Source organism: Burkholderia ubonensis (genome assembly GCF_902833085.1).
GTDB classification, from domain to species: Bacteria; Pseudomonadota; Gammaproteobacteria; order Burkholderiales; family Burkholderiaceae; genus Burkholderia; species Burkholderia ubonensis.
In genome coordinates this window covers 128,871-147,860 of the sequence record NZ_CADFEB010000010.1, presented here as the reverse complement: position 1 = coordinate 147,860, position 18,990 = coordinate 128,871, and the positions used below count along the sequence as shown (strand labels likewise).

Sequence of the window (18,990 nt, the reverse complement as noted above, 5' to 3'; positions counted from 1 at the left end):
CCGGAACCGACCGCCGCTGCGCCAGAGCCCTGCCCCGCACGCAGCACGTTTGGTTCGAGTGTCTGGAGCGAATTCGATGGAATGCGCCGATCGTGCGGAGAGGCGGTGCGCCTGCCCGCAGATGCCCGTCCCGTGCTGGTCATGTGCGATGGTGTTGTTCGCCTGTTCGGCGATGGCGCTCGACGCCGCCGGCAGCGAGCACGTGTCCGCCGCCGGCGACAATGCGGGGGCCGGATCGGTGCGCTTCAACCCGGATCTCGTCGCCATGCCTCCCGGCAGCGACATCGACCTGTCCGGCTTCGAGCGCGGCAATCCGGTCTGGCCGGGCCAGTACCGCGCCGACGTGTACCTGAACGGCATGCCGATCGGCCGCGATGACGTGACGGTGCGCGCCGCGCGCCGCGACCTTCCGCAGATCTGCCTCGGCCGCACGCTGTTCGGGAAACTCAACGCCGACCCGGACCGGGTCTCGCCCGACGCGCTCGCGATGCTCGACGAGCCCGCCGCGTGTGTACCGCTCGATGCGCTGCTGCCGGGCGCGTCCGCGTCGTTCGATGCGGGTGCCGCGCGCCTCGACGTGCAAATTCCGCAGGCGCTGTTGCGGCGCGCGACGCGCGGCTACGTCGATCCGTCGAAATGGGACGACGGCGTGACGGCCGGCTGGGTCGGCTACAACGCGAACGTTTACCGGAACGTCGCGCGCGGACAGGGTACCAGCGCCGCGTACGTCGGCCTGAATGCGGGCGTCAACGTCGGCAGCTGGTATTTCCGTCACGACGGCGCTCTGAACTGGCAGCAGCGCGGCGACCGGCGCTACGACGTCGCCAACACCTACGTGCAGCACGACCTGACCGCGCTCGAGGCGAGAATCCGGATCGGCGACGCGAATACGTCCGGCGAGCTGTTCGACACCTTCGCGTTCCGCGGCGTGCAGGTCGCGACCGACGACCGCATGTGGCCGGATTCGCAGCGCGGCTACGCGCCGGTCGTGCGCGGCATCGCGAACACGAATGCGCGCGTGACGATACGCCAGAGCGGCGCGCTGATCTACGAAACGGCGGTGCCGCCGGGCCCGTTCGTGATCGACGACCTGTTCCCGACCGGCTACGGCGGCGATCTCGACGTGACCGTCATCGAAGCGGACGGCGGCGAGCGCGCGTTCAGGGTGCCAAACGCGTCGGTCGCGCAGTCGTTGCGGCCCGGCCGGAGCCGGTTCAGCGTCGTCGCCGGCATCGTGCGCAACGTCGATCTGTCGTACACCCCGCGCGTGATGCAGGCGACGTACAGCCGCGGCGTGACCAACCTGCTGACGCTGTACGGCGGCGTGCTGGCGAACGAGCACTACCAGAGCCTCCTCGCGGGCAGCGCACTCAACACGCCGCTCGGCGCGATCGCGCTCGACGTGTCCGGCGCGTCGACGTCCGCGCATGGCCAGCGGCTGCGCGGCACGAGCATGCGCGTCACGTACAGCAAGACGATCGCGTCGACGAACAGCAACCTGTCGGTGGCCGCCTATCGCTTCTCGTCGTCGGGCTACGTCGACTTCGGCAATGCGCTCGTCTTCGTCGACAACGCGAAGCGCGGCTTGACCGGCGCGGCCGCACGGCCCGCGTGGCGCACCCGTAGCCGCGTGTCGATCACCGCCGCGCAGCCGCTCGGCGGCAGGTGGGGGCAGCTCTACGCGAGCGGCTTTACGCAGAACTACTGGGCGCGCAGCGGCACCGACACGCAGTTCCACGTCGGCTACAGCAACTTCTACCGCCGGTTCGACTACAGCGTGTCGGTGGACCGGACGCGCACGTTCGCCGGTGACGCCGACACGCAGGTCATGCTGACCGTGTCGATGCCGCTCGGCTCGACGCCGCGGGCGCCGCGCCTGAGCGTCAACGTCGTGCGCGACAGCCTGAACGGCGTCACGTCGATGGCGTCCGCGACCGGCTTCATCGGCGCCGCCAACGAGGGCAGCTATTCGGTTTCCGGATCGCGCGACGCCGGCGCGACGTATTCGGGCACGGTGTCCGGCCAGTACCGGACGCCGGTCGTGGCCGTCCAGGGCGCGCTCGGCAAGGGCAGCGGCTACGGATCGGGATCGTTCGGCGTCGGCGGCGGGGTCGTCGTCCACCCCGGAGGCGTGACGGCGACTCCGTACGCGGCCGACACGATGGCCGTCGTCGCGGCGCCGGCCGCCGGCGGCGCCGCGGTCGCCGGGTACGGCGGCATCCGCCTCGATCGGCGCGGCTACGCGGTCGTGCCGCACCTGAACCCGTATCGCCTGAACCAGATCGAGATCAATCCGCGCGGCCTGCCCGCCGACGTCGAGCTGCGGACGACGAGCCAGCAGGTCGCGCCGCGCCAGGGCGCCGTCGTGATGCTGCGTTACCCGACGGTGAAGGGCCGTCCGCTGCTGATCCGGACGACGACGCCGGATGGCGTGGAGCTGCCGTTCGGCGCGCCGGTGTTCGACGGCAACGGCGACAACGTCGGGATCGTGTCGCAGGGCGGGCAGATCTACGTGCGGATCACGGCGCCGAACGACACGCTCACCGTCAAATGGGGGCGCGCCGACGCGTGGCGATGCTCGATCAAAGTCGCGTTGCCGCCGCCGGATCGGCAGGCGGCGGGAATCGGCATCGAGCGCATCGACGCCCCCTGCGAACTGGAAGCGGAACCCGCCGACGCATTCGGCGGATCCCCTCGCGGCGCGCCGGCCGCCCGACGAAGCCCGGCAGGAGCATCACGATGAAAACACAACGCAAGGGCGGGAGCCCGCGCTTGCGCATTCGCACCGGGCGTCGCGCGGATTGGCTGCGCAGGATGGCCGGCGTGCTGCTGTGGGCAGCAGGCAGCGGCTGCGCGCAAGCGTCGGAGGCAACCTGCACGAACGCGTCGGCGTCGGAACTCGGACGCCTGCCGTCTGCGTTCAAGATCTCGGCGGATGCCCCGATCGGCACGGTGCTGTGGAGCAAGCGCGGGATCAACGTCGTCGCGCGGTGCTCACAGATCCTTCAGGTACCTGGAGCCGCCGGTGTCGAAGCGACGTTGTATCGATGGATGGACGATCCGCAGCTGACGGCCAACGGCCTCGCGCTGTACGTGACCTACAACGGCAACCGGGGGCACGGCGCCGCATCGTTCCCGACGGGCACGACGATCAATCCAATCGGCTTCACGATCGTCAACGCAACCGTCGACGTCGAACTGGTCAAGACCGGGCCGACACCGTCCGTGCCGGCCCCGCTTTCGTTCCAGTCGGTCCCGACCCTGCTGATCGGCGGTCCGAACAACGCGTACTCCGACGCGGCGCGCTACCTGACGCACGGGTTCGACGACATCTCGTTCCAGCCGACGACCTGCTCGACGACGACACCGGCGGTTTTCGTCGACCTCGGACCCCAGGCGCTCGGCAAGTCGTCCGGGCTCGGTTCGGGCGTCGGCTCGACGTCGCCGTCGAAGAGCTTCACGATCGGCGTGGCGTGCGATACCGGCGTGGCGGGCGCCTACGCCGTCCACCTGATGCTCGACGGCGCCGCGCTCGATGCGTCGAATGGCGTACTGGCGCTGTCGTCGTCGAGCACGGCCTCCGGCGTCGGCATCCAGCTGCTCATGAGCGACGGCCGGCCGGTGCCGCTCGGCACGCCGTGGCGCATCGGCGATTCGCCGGCATCGTCGCTGAACCTCCAGGTCCCCCTTTCGGCCCGGTACTATCAGGCCGGCTCGGCGACGAGGCCGGGCGTCGCCAGCGGCTCGGCGACCTTCACGATCATCTATCGGTAGCGCCGCGTCGTCAGATCAGGCCGTTTTCATACGCATAACGAATCAGATGGGTGTTCGTATCGGCCTGCAGCTTGCGCATCGCGGTGTATTTCTGCGTCGACACGGTGCTGACCGAGCGGCCGAGCCGTCTCGCGATGTCCTGCAGCGAATGCCCGGACGCGAACAGCCGCACGACATCGAGTTCCCTGGCCGTGAGCGCCGTTTTCCGCTCGGGCGCGCACGCGTCACCGCGCTCGAGCGTCTGGCGAGCCGTCGGCGACAGGTGCTGCGTGTCGCACGCACGGAGCCGCCGGCACGCACGGACGATCTCGTCGATCGGGTCTTCCTTGCTGACGATCGCGGCAATCCCGAGCCTCAGCGCCGCCGCGAGCACGCTGGGGTTCGATTGCGCGGTGAACATCACGCACCGCGTGCGCGGCGCGACGCTGCGCAACTTGTGCAGCAGCGGGAGCCCGTCGAGCGGCCGTTCGCCACGGCTCATCGAATAATCGACGATCGCGATATCAACCGGGGATTGCGTCAGCGCGGCGATCAATGCGGTGCCGCTGCGGCAGGCATGCACGACACGAAATGGCGGATTCCATTTCAACAGGCGATCGAGCAATTCCAGTACCACGGGATGATCGTCGGCAATGGCGACGGTTATTTCGTTCATATCTCAAATCTGCGTCGTTCGAAATTATTCGACGATTCCCAATGCGGCGGCGCCTCTTGCGAGGTCACCGGCAAAGGAGCAGCGCATTGATTGACTCCAATGTGTGAGTTTATCGAGTGAAAGCGAAATGAAAGAACGGTTATTTATAGATAAGCGCCCCGGAAATGAATGTTTCATTCGAATATATCAAACGAGAAATCTCAAAATAGAAAATTAACAAAATCTGCACTTTGATATCGTTAATTTTTATCAAGCTGGTCCGATATTCAGATCGATTAATGATCGGAGCATCGGCACAAAACCAAGCGGAATCTCCGGATTTCGCATCCGCCCGGCTGTTTTGTGTCGCAACCGCCCAGGTCCGGCCGCCGGATTGCTGGAAAACCCCTAAAGGAACGGCCGGTCCGCGAAAGGTTGCAGAAGGTTTCGTGTCCCTATACTCGCTGCAACGATGCAAGAAAGCATCGCGCCATACGGATAACGAACGGAGACACCCCCGATGCGAACCATCCTGCGCCCCCTCGCCGTTGCAGCCACCCTGACCTGCGCGCTCGCCGCGCATCCCGCCCTCGCCGCGGACGACGGCGGCAAGATCACGATCATGGTCGGCGGGATCGCGAAGCTGATCTACCTGCCCGCGCGCCTGACCCAGGAACTCGGCTACTTCAAGGACGAAGGGCTCGACGTCGAGCTGCTGTCGCAGCCGGCCGGCGTCGATGCCGAGAACGAGCTGCTCGCGGGCGCGGTGCAGGGCGTGGTCGGCTTCTACGACCACACGATCGACCTGCAGAGCAAGGGCAAGGACGTGAAGGCGATCGCCGTGTTCGGCCAGGTGCCGGGCGAAGTCGAGATGGTGGCGACCAAGGCCGCGCCGACCTTCAAGTCGATGGCCGACGCGAAGGGCAAGACGCTCGGCGTGACGGGCCTCGGCTCGTCGACGAGCTTCCTCACGCAATACCTCGCGCTGCAGCACGGCGTGCCGTCGACGCAGTACACGATGCTGCCGGTCGGCGCCGACGCGAGCTTCATCGCCGCGATCAAGCAGGGCCGGATCGACGCCGGGATGACGACCGAGCCGACCGTGTCCGCGCTCGAGAAGATGGGCGACGCGAAGGTGCTGGTCGACCTGCGCACGCTCGAAGGCACGCGCGCGGCGCTCGGCGGCACCTATCCGGCCGCGAGCCTGTACGTGCAATCCGCGTGGGCCGATTCGCACAAGGCGCAGGCGACGAAGCTCGCGCATGCGTTCGCGAAGACGATGCAGTTCATCCACACGCACAGCGCCGAGGAGATCGCCGCGAAGATGCCGGCCGACTACCAGAAGGACAAGGCGCTGTACGTGACCGCGCTGAAGGCGTCGCTGCCGATGTACACCGCCGACGCGAAGATGCCGGCCGACGGCCCGGCGACCGTGCTGAAGGTGCTGTCGGCGTTCAACCCGTCGGTGAAGGGCAAGCACATCGACCTGGCCCGCACCTACACCAACGAGTACGTGAGCGCGAAGTAAGCGCGGCGGCGGACGATCCCGCGCGCCCCGCTCCCCCGTTCCGGCCCGGCTGACCGGCCCCGGCGCCGTCCGACAGGCGGCGCTCCACCCGCAGGACGAATGCGATGACCCAGGCAGTTTCACCGAGCACACCGGCGATCGAGTTTCGCAACGTGTCGTGCCGCTTCATTTCGCCGGAAGGCAAGGCAACCGTCGCGCTGCGCGACTTCAGCATGAGCGTCGCGCGCGGCGAGTTCATCGCGATCGTCGGGCCGACCGGCTGCGGCAAGTCGACGACGCTGAACCTGATCACCGGGCTGCTCAAGCCCGCGTCGGGCGAGGTGCGCGTGATGGGCCGCCCGGTCGACGGGATCGACCCGCGCATCGGCTTCGTGTTCCAGGCCGACGCGGTGTTCCCGTGGCGCAACGTGATCGACAACGTCGCCGCGGGCCCGCTGTTTCGCGGCCGCTCGAAGGACGTCGCGTATGCACAGGCCGAGGAATGGATCCGCAAGGTCGGCCTCGACAAGTTCACGAAGCACTACCCGCATCAACTGTCCGGCGGGATGAGGAAGCGCGTCGCGCTCGCGCAGACCTTCATCAACCAGCCGGAAATCCTGCTGATGGACGAGCCGTTCTCCGCGCTCGACATGCAGACCCGCACGCTGATGCAGGACGAGCTGCTGCAGCTCTGGTCCGCGAACAAGGGCTCGGTGGTGTTCGTCACGCACGATCTGGAAGAGGCGATCGCGCTCGCGGACCGCGTGTTCGTGCTGACCGCGCGCCCGGCGACGCTCAAGCGCGTGTACCCGATCGACCTGCCGCGCCCGCGCGTCACGTCGGAGATTCGCTATCACCCGCACTTCATCGAGATTTCCAAGGACATCTGGCACGACCTGCGCGAAGAAGTGCAGATCGGCTGACGCAAGCAAGGACGCAAAGGACAGGAGCATGACCGACATGACGCTTCCCCCCACCGCCATTCCGGCGCCGTCGCTCGAGGACGAGTCGCGCGCCGCACAGGCCCGGCTGCGACGCCGCCGGCAACTGATCATCGGCCTGCGGATCGCCGTGCTCGTCGTCGTGCTGGGCGGCTGGGAACTCGCCGCGCGGCTCAAGTGGATCGATTCGTTCTTCTTCTCGCAGCCGACGCTGATCTTCGCGCAGCTCCAGGACTGGTTCGCCAACGGCACGTCGCAGGGGCCGCTCCTCACGCAGGTCTGGGTGACGCTCGAGGAAACCACGATCGGCTTCCTGATCGGCTCGGTCGCCGGCGTGCTCTGCGGGATCGTGCTCGGCCGCAACAAGCTGATGTCGGACGTGTTCGGCCTCTACATCCAGATCGCGAACTCGATCCCGCGCGTCGTGCTCGGCTCGATTTTCGTGATCGCGCTCGGCCTCGGGATGGCGTCGAAGATCGCGCTGGCCGTCGTGATGGTGTTCTTCGTGGTGTTCGGCAACGCGTTCCAGGGCGTGCGCGAAGCGGACCGCTACCTGATCGCGAACGCGCAGATCCTCGGCGCGTCGCGCCGGCAGATCACCACGTCGGTCGTGATTCCGTCCGCGCTCTCGTGGATTCTCGCGAGCCTGCACGTGAGCTTCGGCTTCGCGCTGGTCGGCGCGGTGGTCGGCGAATTCCTCGGCTCCAAGCAGGGCATCGGCCTGCTGATCTCCACCGCGCAGGGCGCGTTCAACGCGAGCGGCGTGTTCGCGGCGATGATCGTGCTGGCCGTGGTCGCGCTGGCCGCCGACTACCTGCTGACATGGCTCGAGAAACGGCTGCTGAAGTGGCGCCCGACGCAGTTCTGAACGCCGCAAGACAAGGATGGACCCGACCGCGCCTGAGGCCCTGCCGGCCCCGGCGCGGTTCGGCATTGAGAAGAAGGAGCGGGAACGGATGACGCACAGCCTGCGCGGTCGGCTGCTCTGGTGGCTGCTGCTGCCGCTCGCGGCGTTCGTGCTGATCGCGGGCGCGATGTCGTACGACACCGCGCGCCGCACCGCCGACCTCGTGCAGGACAGCGCGCTCGTCGCGTCCGCGCGCACGATCGGCGAGGACGTCGAGTGGCGCAACGGCTATCTCGCGGCCGACGTGCCGCCGGCCGCACTGGAGATTTTCGAATCGCCGTCGCGCGACTCGGTGTTCTACAAGGTGATCGACGGCCACGGCCGGCTGCTCGCGGGCAATCCCGAGCTCGAGGTGCCCGCGCGGCACGGCGCGGAGCCGACGCTCTACGACACGGCGCTCGACGGCATCGGGCTGCGCGCGGTCGCGTACGACCGCCAGCTGTACAACGAAGGCCAGGTCGAGACGGTGACGGTGGCCGTCGCGAAGACGCCGCGCTCGCGCGGCGCGATGCTCGACACGATCTGGCGGCCGCAGCTCGCGCGGCTGTCGCTGATGCTGCTGCTCGCGGTCGTGCTCGTGTATCTCGGCCTCACCTTCGAGCTGCGGCCGCTGATGAAGCTGAAGGACGACGTCGCGGACCGCGGGCCGATGGAGCTGGAGCCGATCCGCCCGGAGCGGCTGCAGCACGAGCTGCGGCCGATCGTCGACGCGATCAACCAGTGCATCGCGCGGCTGAACACGCATGCGGCGACGCAGCGGCGCTTCATCGCCGACGCCGCGCACCAGCTGCGCACGCCGATCGCGGTGCTCGACACGCAGATCCAGTACGCGCAGCAGCGCGAGCGCGACGATCCGGAGCTGAGCGCAATGCTCGACAGCATGCAGCGCAGCAGCCGCAAGATGGCGGACGTGACCGACAAGCTGCTGCTGCTCGCGCACGCGGAGGCGACGCCGTCGACGCTGCTCACGCATCGCGTCGACCTGGCGGCGGTCGTATCGAGCGTGTTCGAGGAAACGATCGTGCTCGCTCAGCGGCGCAATATCGACCTCGGCGCGGACCTTGGCGAACGTCTCGACGTGACGGGCAGCGACAGCCTGCTGACCGCGCTCGTGATGAACCTCGTCGACAACGCGGTGCGCTATACGCAGCCGGGCGGCTGCGTGACGGTCGCCGCGCGCCGCGACGGCGACACGGTCGTGCTCGACGTGATCGACGACGGCCCCGGCATTCCGGCGGAGGCGCGCCCGCACGTGTTCAAGCGCTTCTACCGCGTATCGAGCGATACTGAAGGATCGGGGCTCGGACTCGCGATCGTGCGCGAGATCGCGCAGGCGCACGGCGGGATGGCGTCGCTCGCGCCGGGGCCCGGCAACCGCGGGGTCGTCGTGACGGTGCGGCTGCCTGCGTATGTTTGAAGAGAACGTCTGATGAAACTCCTGCTGGTCGAAGACAACGCCGAGCTCGCGCACTGGATCGTGAACCTGCTGCGCGGCGAGGATTTCGCGGTCGACAGCGTCGGCGACGGCGAACGCGCGGACGCGGTGCTGAAGACCGAGCGCTACGACGCGGTGCTGCTCGACATGCGGCTGCCGGGCATCAGCGGCAAGGAAGTGCTCGGCCGCCTGCGGCGCCGCAACGACAACGTGCCGGTGCTGATGCTGACCGCGCACGGCTCGGTCGACGACAAGGTCGACTGCTTCGGCGCGGGCGCCGACGACTACGTCGTCAAGCCGTTCGAGTCGCGCGAGCTGGTTGCGCGCATCCGCGCGCTGATCCGCCGCCAGGCGGGCGTCGGTGCGACCCAGCTCGTGTGCGGCGATCTCGTCTACGCGTTCGGCACGCGCGAGTTCCGCTGCAACGACGTGCCGCTGACCCTGCGCCGCCGCGAGCACGCGATCCTCGAGACGCTGATGCTGCAGCAGAACAAGACCGTGTCGAAGGCGCGGCTGATGGACAGCGTGTTCGCGCTCGACGACGAGCCGAGCGCGGACGCGATCGACATCTACATCCACCGGCTGCGCAAGCACCTCGCGCTCAGCACGGCGGAGATCATCACGCTGCGCGGGCTCGGCTACATCCTGCGCGCGAAGACCGCGCAAGGCTGACGCCGCGTGCCCCCACGGCCTGCCGCCGGCGCGGCAGCGCTGGCGCACGCCCGCGGATCGCGGGTCAATACGGTCGATCGCGGCCCGCTCACTGTTGTATTCACGCACACCTGCCGGGATTGCCTGCGCGGCGCCACGATCCCGCTCCGCCCCGTCCCGCGGGCCTCGGCGCCATTCAGGACTCCGGTGTACCGCTGTCGTTCGGTGTTTTCACTGATCCGATCCACACGCTCGCGAAAGCGGCGCGAAGGGTTGCCGGACCTACGATGCTAGGCGTCGGTCCTCTCGCTAAGGCCGGCAGGAGACGGCAACCATTAGGTACTGCCAACAACCGAATTTCAATGCGGCAGCTCGGAGGAGACGATCTTGAAACGAAAATACCTGGCCCTTTCCATCGCGGCGGGGCTGTGCGCCGCGACGCAGGCTCATGCGCAATCGAGCGTGCAGCTCTATGGCCTGATGGACCTGAGCTTCCCGACCTACCGCACGCACGCCGACGCGAACGGCAAGCACGTGATCGGCATGGGCAACGACGGCGAGCCGTGGTTCAGCGGCAGCCGCTGGGGCCTGCGCGGCGCCGAGGACATCGGCGGCGGCACCAAGGTGATCTTCCGCCTCGAAAGCGAATTCGTGGTCGCGAATGGCCAGATGGAAGACTCCGGCCAGATCTTCGACCGCGACGCGTGGGTCGGCATCCAGGACGACCGCTTCGGCAAGCTGACGGCCGGCTTCCAGAACACGATCGCGCGCGACGCGGCGGCGATCTACGGCGACCCGTACGGCACCGCGCAGTTGACCACGGAGGAAGGCGGCTGGACCAACTCGAACAACTTCAAGCAGATGATCTTCTACGCGGCCGGCCCGACCGGCACGCGCTACAACAACGGCCTCGCGTGGAAGAAGCTGTTCAGCAACGGCATCTTCGCCAGCGCCGGCTACCAGTTCAGCAACTCGACGGCCTTCGCGACCGGCTCCGCGTACCAGGTCGCGCTCGGCTACAACGGCGGGCCGTTCAACGTGTCCGGGTTCTACAGCCACGTGAACAACGGCGGCTTCCGCAACCAGACGTTCTCGGCCGGCGGCAACTACACGTTCAGCATCGTGCGCGTGAATGCCGGCTACTTCCGCTACAACGGCGACCAGGGCTCGCTCGGCCAGCGCCATGACGACGCGTGGACCGTGTCGATGAAGATCGCACCGCAAGGCCCGCTCGACTACGAGCTCGGCTACCAGCAGATGCGCACCAAGAACGCCGCGTACAACGCGGACGGCTTCACGCCGAACGCGAACCTCGGCGCGTTCAGCCTGACCAACGGCGTCGGCAGCGGCTTCAAGGAGACGATCTACGGCTCGATCTTCTACCACCTGAGCAAGCGCACCGAAGTCTATCTGGCGGGCGACTACATGAAGCTGCACGGCGGCTACAAGGTGTCGTCGACGTTCGGCTCGAACAACCAGCTCGAGCTGACGACCGGCATCCGCACCCGCTTCTGACCCTCTTCCGACCCCGTGCGGGGCGCGTCGCGCCCTGCCCGGGACCGTCATTCACGAATGCTCCCTCGGGGCACGCCGGCGCACCGCGCCGTCCGTGCCCCTTTTTTTCGTCCCCCGTTCCGGCCTGTCCGCCGCACGCCGCGACAACGCGGCCGATGCCCCGCCGCGCCCGCCCGGCGGGCGATCCCGCTCGTCGGAGCGGTTTGCGGCGCACGACGGCGCTTGACCTGCGCCGACCGACTCGCTAGCGTTTCGGGTTCGCCCGCGGCGGCCCCTCTCCCGGCCGCCGGCATCGCGACAGCGCCCGACGTCCGGGCGCGGCGCGGCCGGGCCCAGGATGAAAATGACGATGCACAAACTCGATGCGGCGAGCCCGCAGGCGAAGTCGACGGATTTCACCGCCGACAACGTCGCGCGCCTGAAGGCGCTGTTCCCCGAACTCGTGACCGAAGGCCCCGGCGGCGCCTCGGTCGACGTCGACGCGCTGAAGGCGCTGGTCGGCGATCGCACGGTCGGCGACGCCGACGAACGATACGGCTTCCACTGGCACGGCAAGCGCCGCGCGCGGCAGGCGGCGCTCACGCCGTCGACCGGCACGCTGCGGCCCTGCCCGGCCGACAGCGTCGCGTGGGACGACACCCGCCACCTCGTGATCGAGGGCGACAACCTCGACGTGATGAAGCTGCTGCACAAGAGCTACGCGGGCAAGGTGAAGCTGGTCTACATCGATCCGCCGTACAACACCGGCAGCGATTTCGTGTACCCGGACGACTTCAGCGACAGCCTGCGCCACTATCTCGCGGTCACGGGCCAGACCGACGGCGGCGTGAAGCGCAGCACCAACACCGAGGCGAACGGCCGGTTCCATACCGACTGGCTGAACATGATGTACCCGCGCCTGAAGCTCGCGCACGCGCTGCTGTCCGACGCCGGGCTGATCGCCGTGCACATCGACGAGCACGAGGTGCATGCGCTCGTGCTGATGCTGCGCGAGATCTTCGGCGAGGAGAACGAGCTCGGCGTGGCCGTGTGGGACAAGCGCAACCCGAAGGGCGACGCGCGCGGCGTCGCGTACCAGCACGAATCGCTCGTGCTGTTCGCGCGCAACGCGGAGGCGCTGCACGACGCGACGCCGCTCAAGCGCCCGAAGCGCAACGCGCAGCGCATGCTCGACGCGGCGTACGACCTGGTGCGCCGCAGCGGCACCCACGCGGACGCCGCGCAGGCGTATCGCGCGTGGGTCAAGGCGCAGACCAACCTGTCCGGCGGCGAGGTGATGTACGACCGGCTGTCGGAGGACGGCCGCGTGTACCGCCTCGTGTCGATGGCGTGGCCGAACAAGAAGAAGGCCCCGGACGAATACTTCGTGCCGCTCGTGCACCCGGTCACGGGCAAGCCGTGCGCGATGCCGGAGCGCGGCTGGCGCAATCCGCCCGCGACGATGCAGGCGCTGCTCGAGCGCGGGCTGATCGAGTTCGGCGCGGACGAGACCACGCAGCCGCAGCGGATCTACTACCTCGACGAGAACATGTACGAGAACGTGCCGTCGGTGCTGCCGTTCGGCGGCTCGGACGACGCGCTGCTGAAGGCGCTCGGCGTGCCGTTCGAGCAGCCGAAGCCGGTCGATTTCGCGGCGGCGGTGATCGGCTGGTGCACGCGCGGCGACGACATCGTCGTCGACTGCTTCGCGGGCTCCGGCTCGACCGGCCACGCGGTGATGCAGCTCAACGCGACCGACGGCGGTGCGCGCCGCTACGTGCTCGTGCAGCTGCCCGAGCCGCTCGACGGCCGTGACAAGGCGCAGCACGCCGCGGCCGAATTCTGCGCGAAGCTGAAGAAGCCCGCGACGCTCGCCGAGCTGACCAAGGAGCGCCTGCGCCGCGCCGCGCAGCAGGTCGCGCGCGACTATCCGGAAAGCTATGGCGACCTCGGCTTCCGCGTGTACCGGCTCGACACGACCAACGTGATCGAGTGGGACCCGCGCCGCGACGATTTCGACCATGCGCTGTTCGCGTCGGTCGAGCACGTGAAGACCGGCCGCAGCGACGACGACCTGCTCGCCGAGCTGACGCTGAAGCTCGGCCTCGACCTGTGCACGCCGGTCACGCACCACGCGGTCGCCGGCAAGACGGTCCACCTGATCGGCCGGTCGGTGCTCGCCTGCTTCGACGCGCGCGTGTCGCGCGACGACGCCGAGCCGCTCGCCGACGGCATCGTCGCACTGCTCGACGCGCACGGCGCGCCGCGCGACGTCACCTGCCTGTTCCGCGACAGCGGCTTCGTCGACGACGTCGCGAAGCTCAATCTCGCCGCGCTGCTCGAGCAGCACGGCGTGAAGCGCGTGCGGAGCCTGTGATGCGGCTGCATTTCGAAGCGGACCTCGACTACCAGCGCGACGCGATCGACGCCGTCTGCGACCTGTTTCGCGGGCAGGAGGCGTGCCGCGGCGACTTCAGCGTGCTCGCGAACGCCGCGCCCGGCACGTCGGCGAGCGCGCAGACGGCGCTCGGCTTCGCGCTGTCGGAGCGCGGTGTAGGCAACCACCTGTCGATCACCGCCGACGCGCTCGCGCGCAACCTCGCCGACGTGCAGCTGCGCGGCGGGCTGCCGCCGTCCGGCGATCCGGCCTCGCGCGACTTCACGGTCGAGATGGAGACCGGCACCGGCAAGACCTACGTGTACCTGCGCACGATCTTCGAGCTGAACCGCCGCTACGGCTTCACGAAGTTCGTGATCGTCGTGCCGTCGGTCGCGATCAAGGAAGGCGTGCACAAGACGCTGCTGATCACCGAGGATCACTTCCGCGGCCTGTACGCGGGCATGCCGTACGACTACTTCCTGTACGACTCCGCGAAGCTCGGCCAGGTGCGCCACTTCGCGGCGAGCGCGACGATCCAGATCATGGTGATGACGGTTGCCGCGATCAACAAGAAGGACGTCAACAACCTCTACAAGGACAGCGAGAAGACCGGCGGCGAGAAGCCGATCGACCTGATCCGCGCGACCCGGCCGATCGTGATCGTCGACGAGCCGCAAAGCGTCGACGGCGGGCTCGAAGGGCGCGGCCGCGAGGCGCTCGCCGCGATGGACCCGCTGTGCACGCTGCGCTACTCGGCGACCCACGTCGACCGTCACCACATGGTGTACCGGCTCGACGCGGTCGACGCGTACGAGCGCAAGCTCGTCAAGCAGATCGAGATCGCATCGGCGATCGTCGAGGATGCGCACAACAAGCCGTACCTGCGGCTCGTCGGCGTGTCGAACCGGCGCGGCGCGATCGCCGCGCGCGTCGAGCTCGACGTCGCGACGGCGGCCGGCGTGAAGCGCCAGATCGCGTCCGTGACCGACGGCGACGATCTCGAGCGCGTGACCAAGCGCGCGCTGTACGCGGGCCTGCGGATCGGCGAGGTACATGCGGCGAAGGGCGCGGAATACATCGAGCTGCGCCATCCGGCGGGCGAGGCGTTCCTGTCGCTCGGCGAGGCATACGGCGACATCGACACGCTCGCCGTGCAGCGCGAGATGATCCGCCGCACGATCCGCGAGCATCTGGACAAGGAGCTGCGGCTCGCCGAGCGCGGCGTGAAGGTGCTGTCGCTGTTCTTCGTCGATTCGGTCGAGCGCTACCGCCGCTACGACGAGAACGGCATGCCCGTGAAGGGCGACTACGCGCTGATCTTCGAAGAGGAATACGCGCGCGCGGCGCGCGTGCCCGCGTATCGCGCGCTGTTCGACGGCGTCGACGTCGCGCGCGAGGTCGAGGCGGCGCACAACGGCTACTTCTCGATCGACCGCAAGGGCGGCTGGACCGACACCAGCGAGAGCAGCGCCGCGAGCCGCGAGAACGCGGAGCGCGCGTACGGGCTCATCATGCGCGAGAAGGAAGCGCTGCTGTCGTTCGACACGCCGCTCAAGTTCATCTTCTCGCACTCGGCGCTCAAGGAAGGCTGGGACAACCCGAACGTGTTCCAGATCTGCACGCTGCGCGACATCCAGACCGAACGCGAGCGCCGCCAGACGCTCGGCCGCGGGCTGCGCCTCGCGGTCGATCAGGATGGCGAACGGGTGCGCGACCCGGGCGTGAACACGCTCACCGTGATCGCGACCGAGCGCTACGAGAGCTTCGCGGAGAACCTGCAGAAGGAAATCGAGGCCGATACCGGCATCCGTTTCGGGATCGTCGAGGAGCACCAGTTCGCGGCGCTCGCGGTTCAGGAAGGCGACGGGCCCGCGCATGCGCTCGGCATCGAGCTGTCGGGCGTGCTGTGGACGCACCTGCGCGAGCACGGCTACGTCGACGCGCAGGGCAAGGTGCTCGACCGGCTGAAGGACGCGCTGCGGCAAAGCGCGCTCGTGCTGCCGCCGGCGTTCGAGATGCTGCGCCCGGGCATCGTCGCGACGTTGCGCAAGGTGTCCGGCCGCTTCGCGGTGCGCAACGCGGACGAGCGCCGCGAGATCGCGCTGCGCCGCGACCCGTCGGGCAAGGCGGTGGTGCTCGGCCCCGACTTCCGCGCGCTGTGGGAGCGCATCAAGCATCGCACCGTGTACCGCGTGCAGTTCGACAACGCGAAGCTCGTGAGCGATTGCGCGGCCGCGCTGCGCGACGCGCCCGAGGTGGCGCGCGCGCGGCTGCAGTGGCGCAAGGCCGAGATCGACATCGGCAAGGCCGGCGTCGAGGCGATCGAGGTGACGGGCGCCGGCACGGTGCTGATCGACGAGGGTGCGCTGCTGCTGCCCGACCTGCTCACCGAGCTGCAGGACCGCACGCAGCTCACGCGCCGCTCGCTCGCGACGATCCTCGCGGACAGCGGCCGGCTCGACGATTTCCGGCTCAACCCGCAGCAGTTCATCGCGCTCGCGGCCGACGCGATCAACCGCTGCAAGCGGCTCGCGCTCGTCGACGGCATCACGTACCGCAAGCTCGGCGAGCGGCACGTGCATGCGCTCGAATCGTTCGAGAGCGAAGCGCTGACCGGCTACCTGCGCAACCTGCGCACGGACGCGCGCAAGTCGATTCACGAGGCGGTGGTGTGCGAGACCGACGCCGAGCGCGCGTTCGCCGACGCGCTCGAGGCGCGCGACGACGTGCAGCTTTACGCGAAGCTGCCGCGCTGGTTCGACGTGCAGACGCCGCTCGGCAGCTATCACCCCGACTGGGCGGTGCTCGCGGGCGACGGCGGCGACGCGCGCCTGTACTTCGTCGTCGATACGCCGCGCAGCGCCGACGACGACGCGCCGCGCGAGCACGAACGCGCGAAGCTCGCGTGCGGCGACGCGCATTTCCGCGCGCTTGCCGACGGCGACGATGCGGCGCGCTTCGTGCGGGCGCGCGATGTGGACGCGCTGTTCGCGCGCGAGCCGCTCGCGAGCGGCGAACGGTAACGCGACGGGGCGGCCGCTCCCGTGGCCGCCCTGCTCTTTCTCCTCCTTTTCTCCTCGCCTGGCTTGCCCGCGGCCCGGATATCGCACTGCCGCAAAGCGGGCTCGCCCCTTCCATCGGCCTGCATGCCGTTGCCTGTCTGAAAGCCTGCCGCGCCACGCGTTTTCACCGGCCGGTTACGCCTCGTTGCAAATTTGACGAATCGCAACGACAGGCCGGCACTATGCTCCGGGCACCCACACAAGAAACGAAGGAAGGGGGTTCGTCATGAACAACTTGCTTAAGACGCTTGCCTGCGCATCGGTCGTCTCGCTCGCGCTCGCCGGCTGCGGCGGCGGCGATGGCGGCGGCAGCCCCAGCGGGCAGACCGGCACGCTGCACGTTGCGATGACCGACGCGCCGTCGTGCGGCTTCGATCATGTGTTCGTCACCGTGTCGCAGGTGCGCGTCAACATGAACGCGAACGCCGGCGACAACGACGCCGGCTGGTCGACGGTCGCGCTGCCGGCGCAGCAGAAGATCGACCTGCTGTCGCTGACCAACGGCACGCTCGCCGACCTCGGCCAGACCGCGCTGCCGGCCGGCCAGTACCAGCAGATCCGCCTCGTGCTCGCGCAAAACCAGGGCAACACGCTCGCGAACTCGGTCGTGCCGACGGGCGGCGCCGAGCAGCCGCTCGCAACGCCGAGCGCGACGCAAAGCGGCATCAAGCTCATCAGCCCGTTCACGGTCCAGCCGAACACGCTCGTCGATCTCGTGCTCGACTTCAACGCGTGCAAGTCGGTCGTGCAGCACGGCAACGGCTCGTATGCGCTGAAACCGGTCGTGACCGCGACGCCGACCGTCGTGAGCGGCGCGATCTCGGGCTACGTTTCGTCGACGGAAGCCGGCGCGACCGTGTACGCGGAACAGGGCGGCAAGGTCGTGCGCGGCACGGTGGCCGACGGCAGCGGCAAGTTCCTGCTGTCGCCGCTGGTCCAGAGCTCGACGCAGGGCAACTACGACGTCGTGATCGTGCAGAACAACGTCGCGTCGGGTGTCGTCCGCTCGGTGCCGGTGGTCGTGAACACGACCACCGCCGTGTCGACGTCGAACGTGCCGATCGCGCTGCCGGCCTCGACGATGAGCACGGTCAGCGGCACCGTGACGCCCACCGCGAACGCACTGGTGCGCGCGCTGCAGTCGATCGATGCGGCACCCTACGAGATCACGTCGGCCAACGCGAACCTGGACACGGGCATCTATGTGCTGTCGGTGCCGACCGCCGCGCCGATCGTCGGCACGTACGGCGGTTCGCTGCCGGTCGCGCTGGCCGCGGCGCCGGCCGCAGCGGCCCAGTACACGATCGAAGCCGACGCCGCGTCGGGTGCGACGCAATCGACCAACGTCAACGCGACGACGAGCCAGACGAACGTCAACTTCAGCTTCTGACGACGGTGAAGCGCGCGTCTTGACGATCTGACCGGAGGGGGCCGCTCGCGGCCCTCTCCTTTTCGCATGGAGAGAACGAAGTGAAGAAATCGGTGATCACGCTGCTGACCGCAGCCGGATTGTTGAGCGTCCTGAGCGGATGCGCGGTGTATGTGCCGGACGCACCGGTCGTGGTCGCGCCGCAGGGCGGCCCGGGCAACGGCTTCTGTCCGCCGGGGCAGGCGAAGAAAGGCCGCTGCTGAGCGTTTCGCTCAGGCATGCGAAATGGGCGCCCGAGGGCGCCCATTTTCGTTGGTGCGTGCCGGACGACGCTTACAGCGTGCGGCCGAACGCGTTGTGCTTCGAGTGATGCGTATGCGAGCTCGCGTGCGCGGTGCGGCCGTGCACGTGGCCCGGCTGCGCGCCTGCGCGATCGGAGATCGTGTCCGAGCGGTCGGCCGCGCGCGCGAGGCCCTTGTCGCGGTCGCCGGACTTGAAGCCGTTCGAGTTGGACATGGCCTCGCCGCTCATGTGACCGCCCGACATGCCGCCGGCGTTGCCGCCGGAGCCGCCCGCGCCATGACCGCCACCGCCACCGCCGCCGTTACCGCCTGCCGCCGCGTGTGCCGAAACCGCGCCGAGCGCGAGGAGTGCCGCCGCGAGCGCGGGCAGGAAGCGTCGTTGTTTCATCTTTTGCTCCTTGGAGCGCATTGAGGTGATTGCATTGTACGAACGCGCCGATTCGCGACATGCTCACGTTGTAAATATTCGTAACGCGAAATATCGCGCGCATTCGTCTGACCAATTTCTGCGCGCCGGCAGTTGAAACGCCGTTC

14 protein-coding genes are annotated in these 18,990 nt (G+C 68.5%); 12 read left to right on the top strand and 2 right to left on the bottom strand.

Annotated features, from left to right (window positions below):
- The first annotated feature begins 148 nt into the window (after positions 1 to 148).
- Together HWX31_RS26955 and HWX31_RS26950 are read left to right on the top strand one after the other, a co-directional pair.
- Positions 149 to 2,743, top strand: coding sequence for a fimbria/pilus outer membrane usher protein (locus HWX31_RS26955; RefSeq protein ID WP_244143856.1), 2,595 nt, complete (start codon positions 149 to 151; stop codon positions 2,741 to 2,743).
- Positions 2,740 to 3,774: a fimbrial protein gene (locus HWX31_RS26950; protein WP_174961771.1), complete on the top strand. Its 1,035-nt coding sequence runs from the start codon at positions 2,740 to 2,742 to the stop codon at positions 3,772 to 3,774. The genes HWX31_RS26955 and HWX31_RS26950 overlap by 4 nt, the downstream gene beginning before the upstream one ends.
- A gap of 10 nt (positions 3,775 to 3,784) precedes the next feature.
- Here the strand turns inward: HWX31_RS26950 and HWX31_RS26945 are convergent, their stop codons facing one another.
- Positions 3,785 to 4,429 carry a response regulator gene (locus tag HWX31_RS26945; RefSeq protein ID WP_174961773.1) on the bottom strand — a complete coding sequence of 215 codons (645 nt, stop codon included), beginning with the start codon at positions 4,427 to 4,429 and terminating at the stop codon, positions 3,785 to 3,787.
- A 499-nt stretch (positions 4,430 to 4,928) separates the two neighbouring features.
- Here HWX31_RS26945 and HWX31_RS26940 point away from each other — a divergent pair, with 499 nt between their 5' ends.
- The 10 genes from HWX31_RS26940 to HWX31_RS26895 all read left to right on the top strand — a co-directional run bounded on the left by HWX31_RS26940 (position 4,929) and on the right by HWX31_RS26895 (position 18,417).
- On the top strand, positions 4,929 to 5,936 hold the full coding sequence (locus HWX31_RS26940) for an ABC transporter substrate-binding protein (protein ID WP_174961775.1): 1,008 nt from the start codon (positions 4,929 to 4,931) through the stop codon (positions 5,934 to 5,936).
- A gap of 104 nt (positions 5,937 to 6,040) precedes the next feature.
- Positions 6,041 to 6,838 carry an ABC transporter ATP-binding protein gene (locus HWX31_RS26935; RefSeq protein WP_059609507.1) on the top strand — a complete coding sequence of 266 codons (798 nt, stop codon included), beginning with the start codon at positions 6,041 to 6,043 and terminating at the stop codon, positions 6,836 to 6,838.
- Positions 6,839 to 6,866: 28 nt separating this feature from the next.
- Positions 6,867 to 7,724 (top strand): ABC transporter permease, encoded by an 858-nt coding sequence (locus HWX31_RS26930; RefSeq protein ID WP_174961777.1) that lies wholly within the window; start codon positions 6,867 to 6,869, stop codon positions 7,722 to 7,724.
- Between the two features lie 88 nt (positions 7,725 to 7,812).
- Positions 7,813 to 9,180 carry a sensor histidine kinase gene (locus tag HWX31_RS26925; RefSeq protein ID WP_174961779.1) on the top strand — a complete coding sequence of 456 codons (1,368 nt, stop codon included), beginning with the start codon at positions 7,813 to 7,815 and terminating at the stop codon, positions 9,178 to 9,180.
- Positions 9,181 to 9,192: 12 nt separating this feature from the next.
- Entirely contained in the window at positions 9,193 to 9,870 is a 678-nt protein-coding gene (locus HWX31_RS26920) for a response regulator (protein ID WP_059658357.1), read from the top strand.
- 366 nt (positions 9,871 to 10,236) lie between these two features.
- Positions 10,237 to 11,364, top strand: a complete 1,128-nt coding sequence (locus HWX31_RS26915; protein WP_174961780.1) for a porin — start codon at positions 10,237 to 10,239, stop codon at positions 11,362 to 11,364.
- Positions 11,365 to 11,713: 349 nt separating this feature from the next.
- Entirely contained in the window at positions 11,714 to 13,720 is a 2,007-nt protein-coding gene (locus HWX31_RS26910) for a site-specific DNA-methyltransferase (RefSeq protein WP_174961782.1), read from the top strand.
- Complete coding sequence (locus HWX31_RS26905; RefSeq protein ID WP_059614627.1) at positions 13,720 to 16,746, top strand: type III restriction-modification system endonuclease; 3,027 nt, start codon at positions 13,720 to 13,722, stop codon at positions 16,744 to 16,746. Before HWX31_RS26910 ends, HWX31_RS26905 begins: the two co-directional genes overlap by 1 nt.
- Positions 16,747 to 17,011: 265 nt before the next feature.
- Positions 17,012 to 18,175 (top strand): DUF4382 domain-containing protein, encoded by a 1,164-nt coding sequence (locus tag HWX31_RS26900; RefSeq protein ID WP_174961784.1) that lies wholly within the window; start codon positions 17,012 to 17,014, stop codon positions 18,173 to 18,175.
- An 80-nt stretch (positions 18,176 to 18,255) separates the two neighbouring features.
- Entirely contained in the window at positions 18,256 to 18,417 is a 162-nt protein-coding gene (locus HWX31_RS26895) for a hypothetical protein (protein WP_088500597.1), read from the top strand.
- A gap of 70 nt (positions 18,418 to 18,487) precedes the next feature.
- Here the strand turns inward: HWX31_RS26895 and HWX31_RS26890 are convergent, their stop codons facing one another.
- Entirely contained in the window at positions 18,488 to 18,844 is a 357-nt protein-coding gene (locus HWX31_RS26890) for a hypothetical protein (RefSeq protein WP_174961786.1), read from the bottom strand.
- Positions 18,845 to 18,990: the final 146 nt, after the last annotated feature.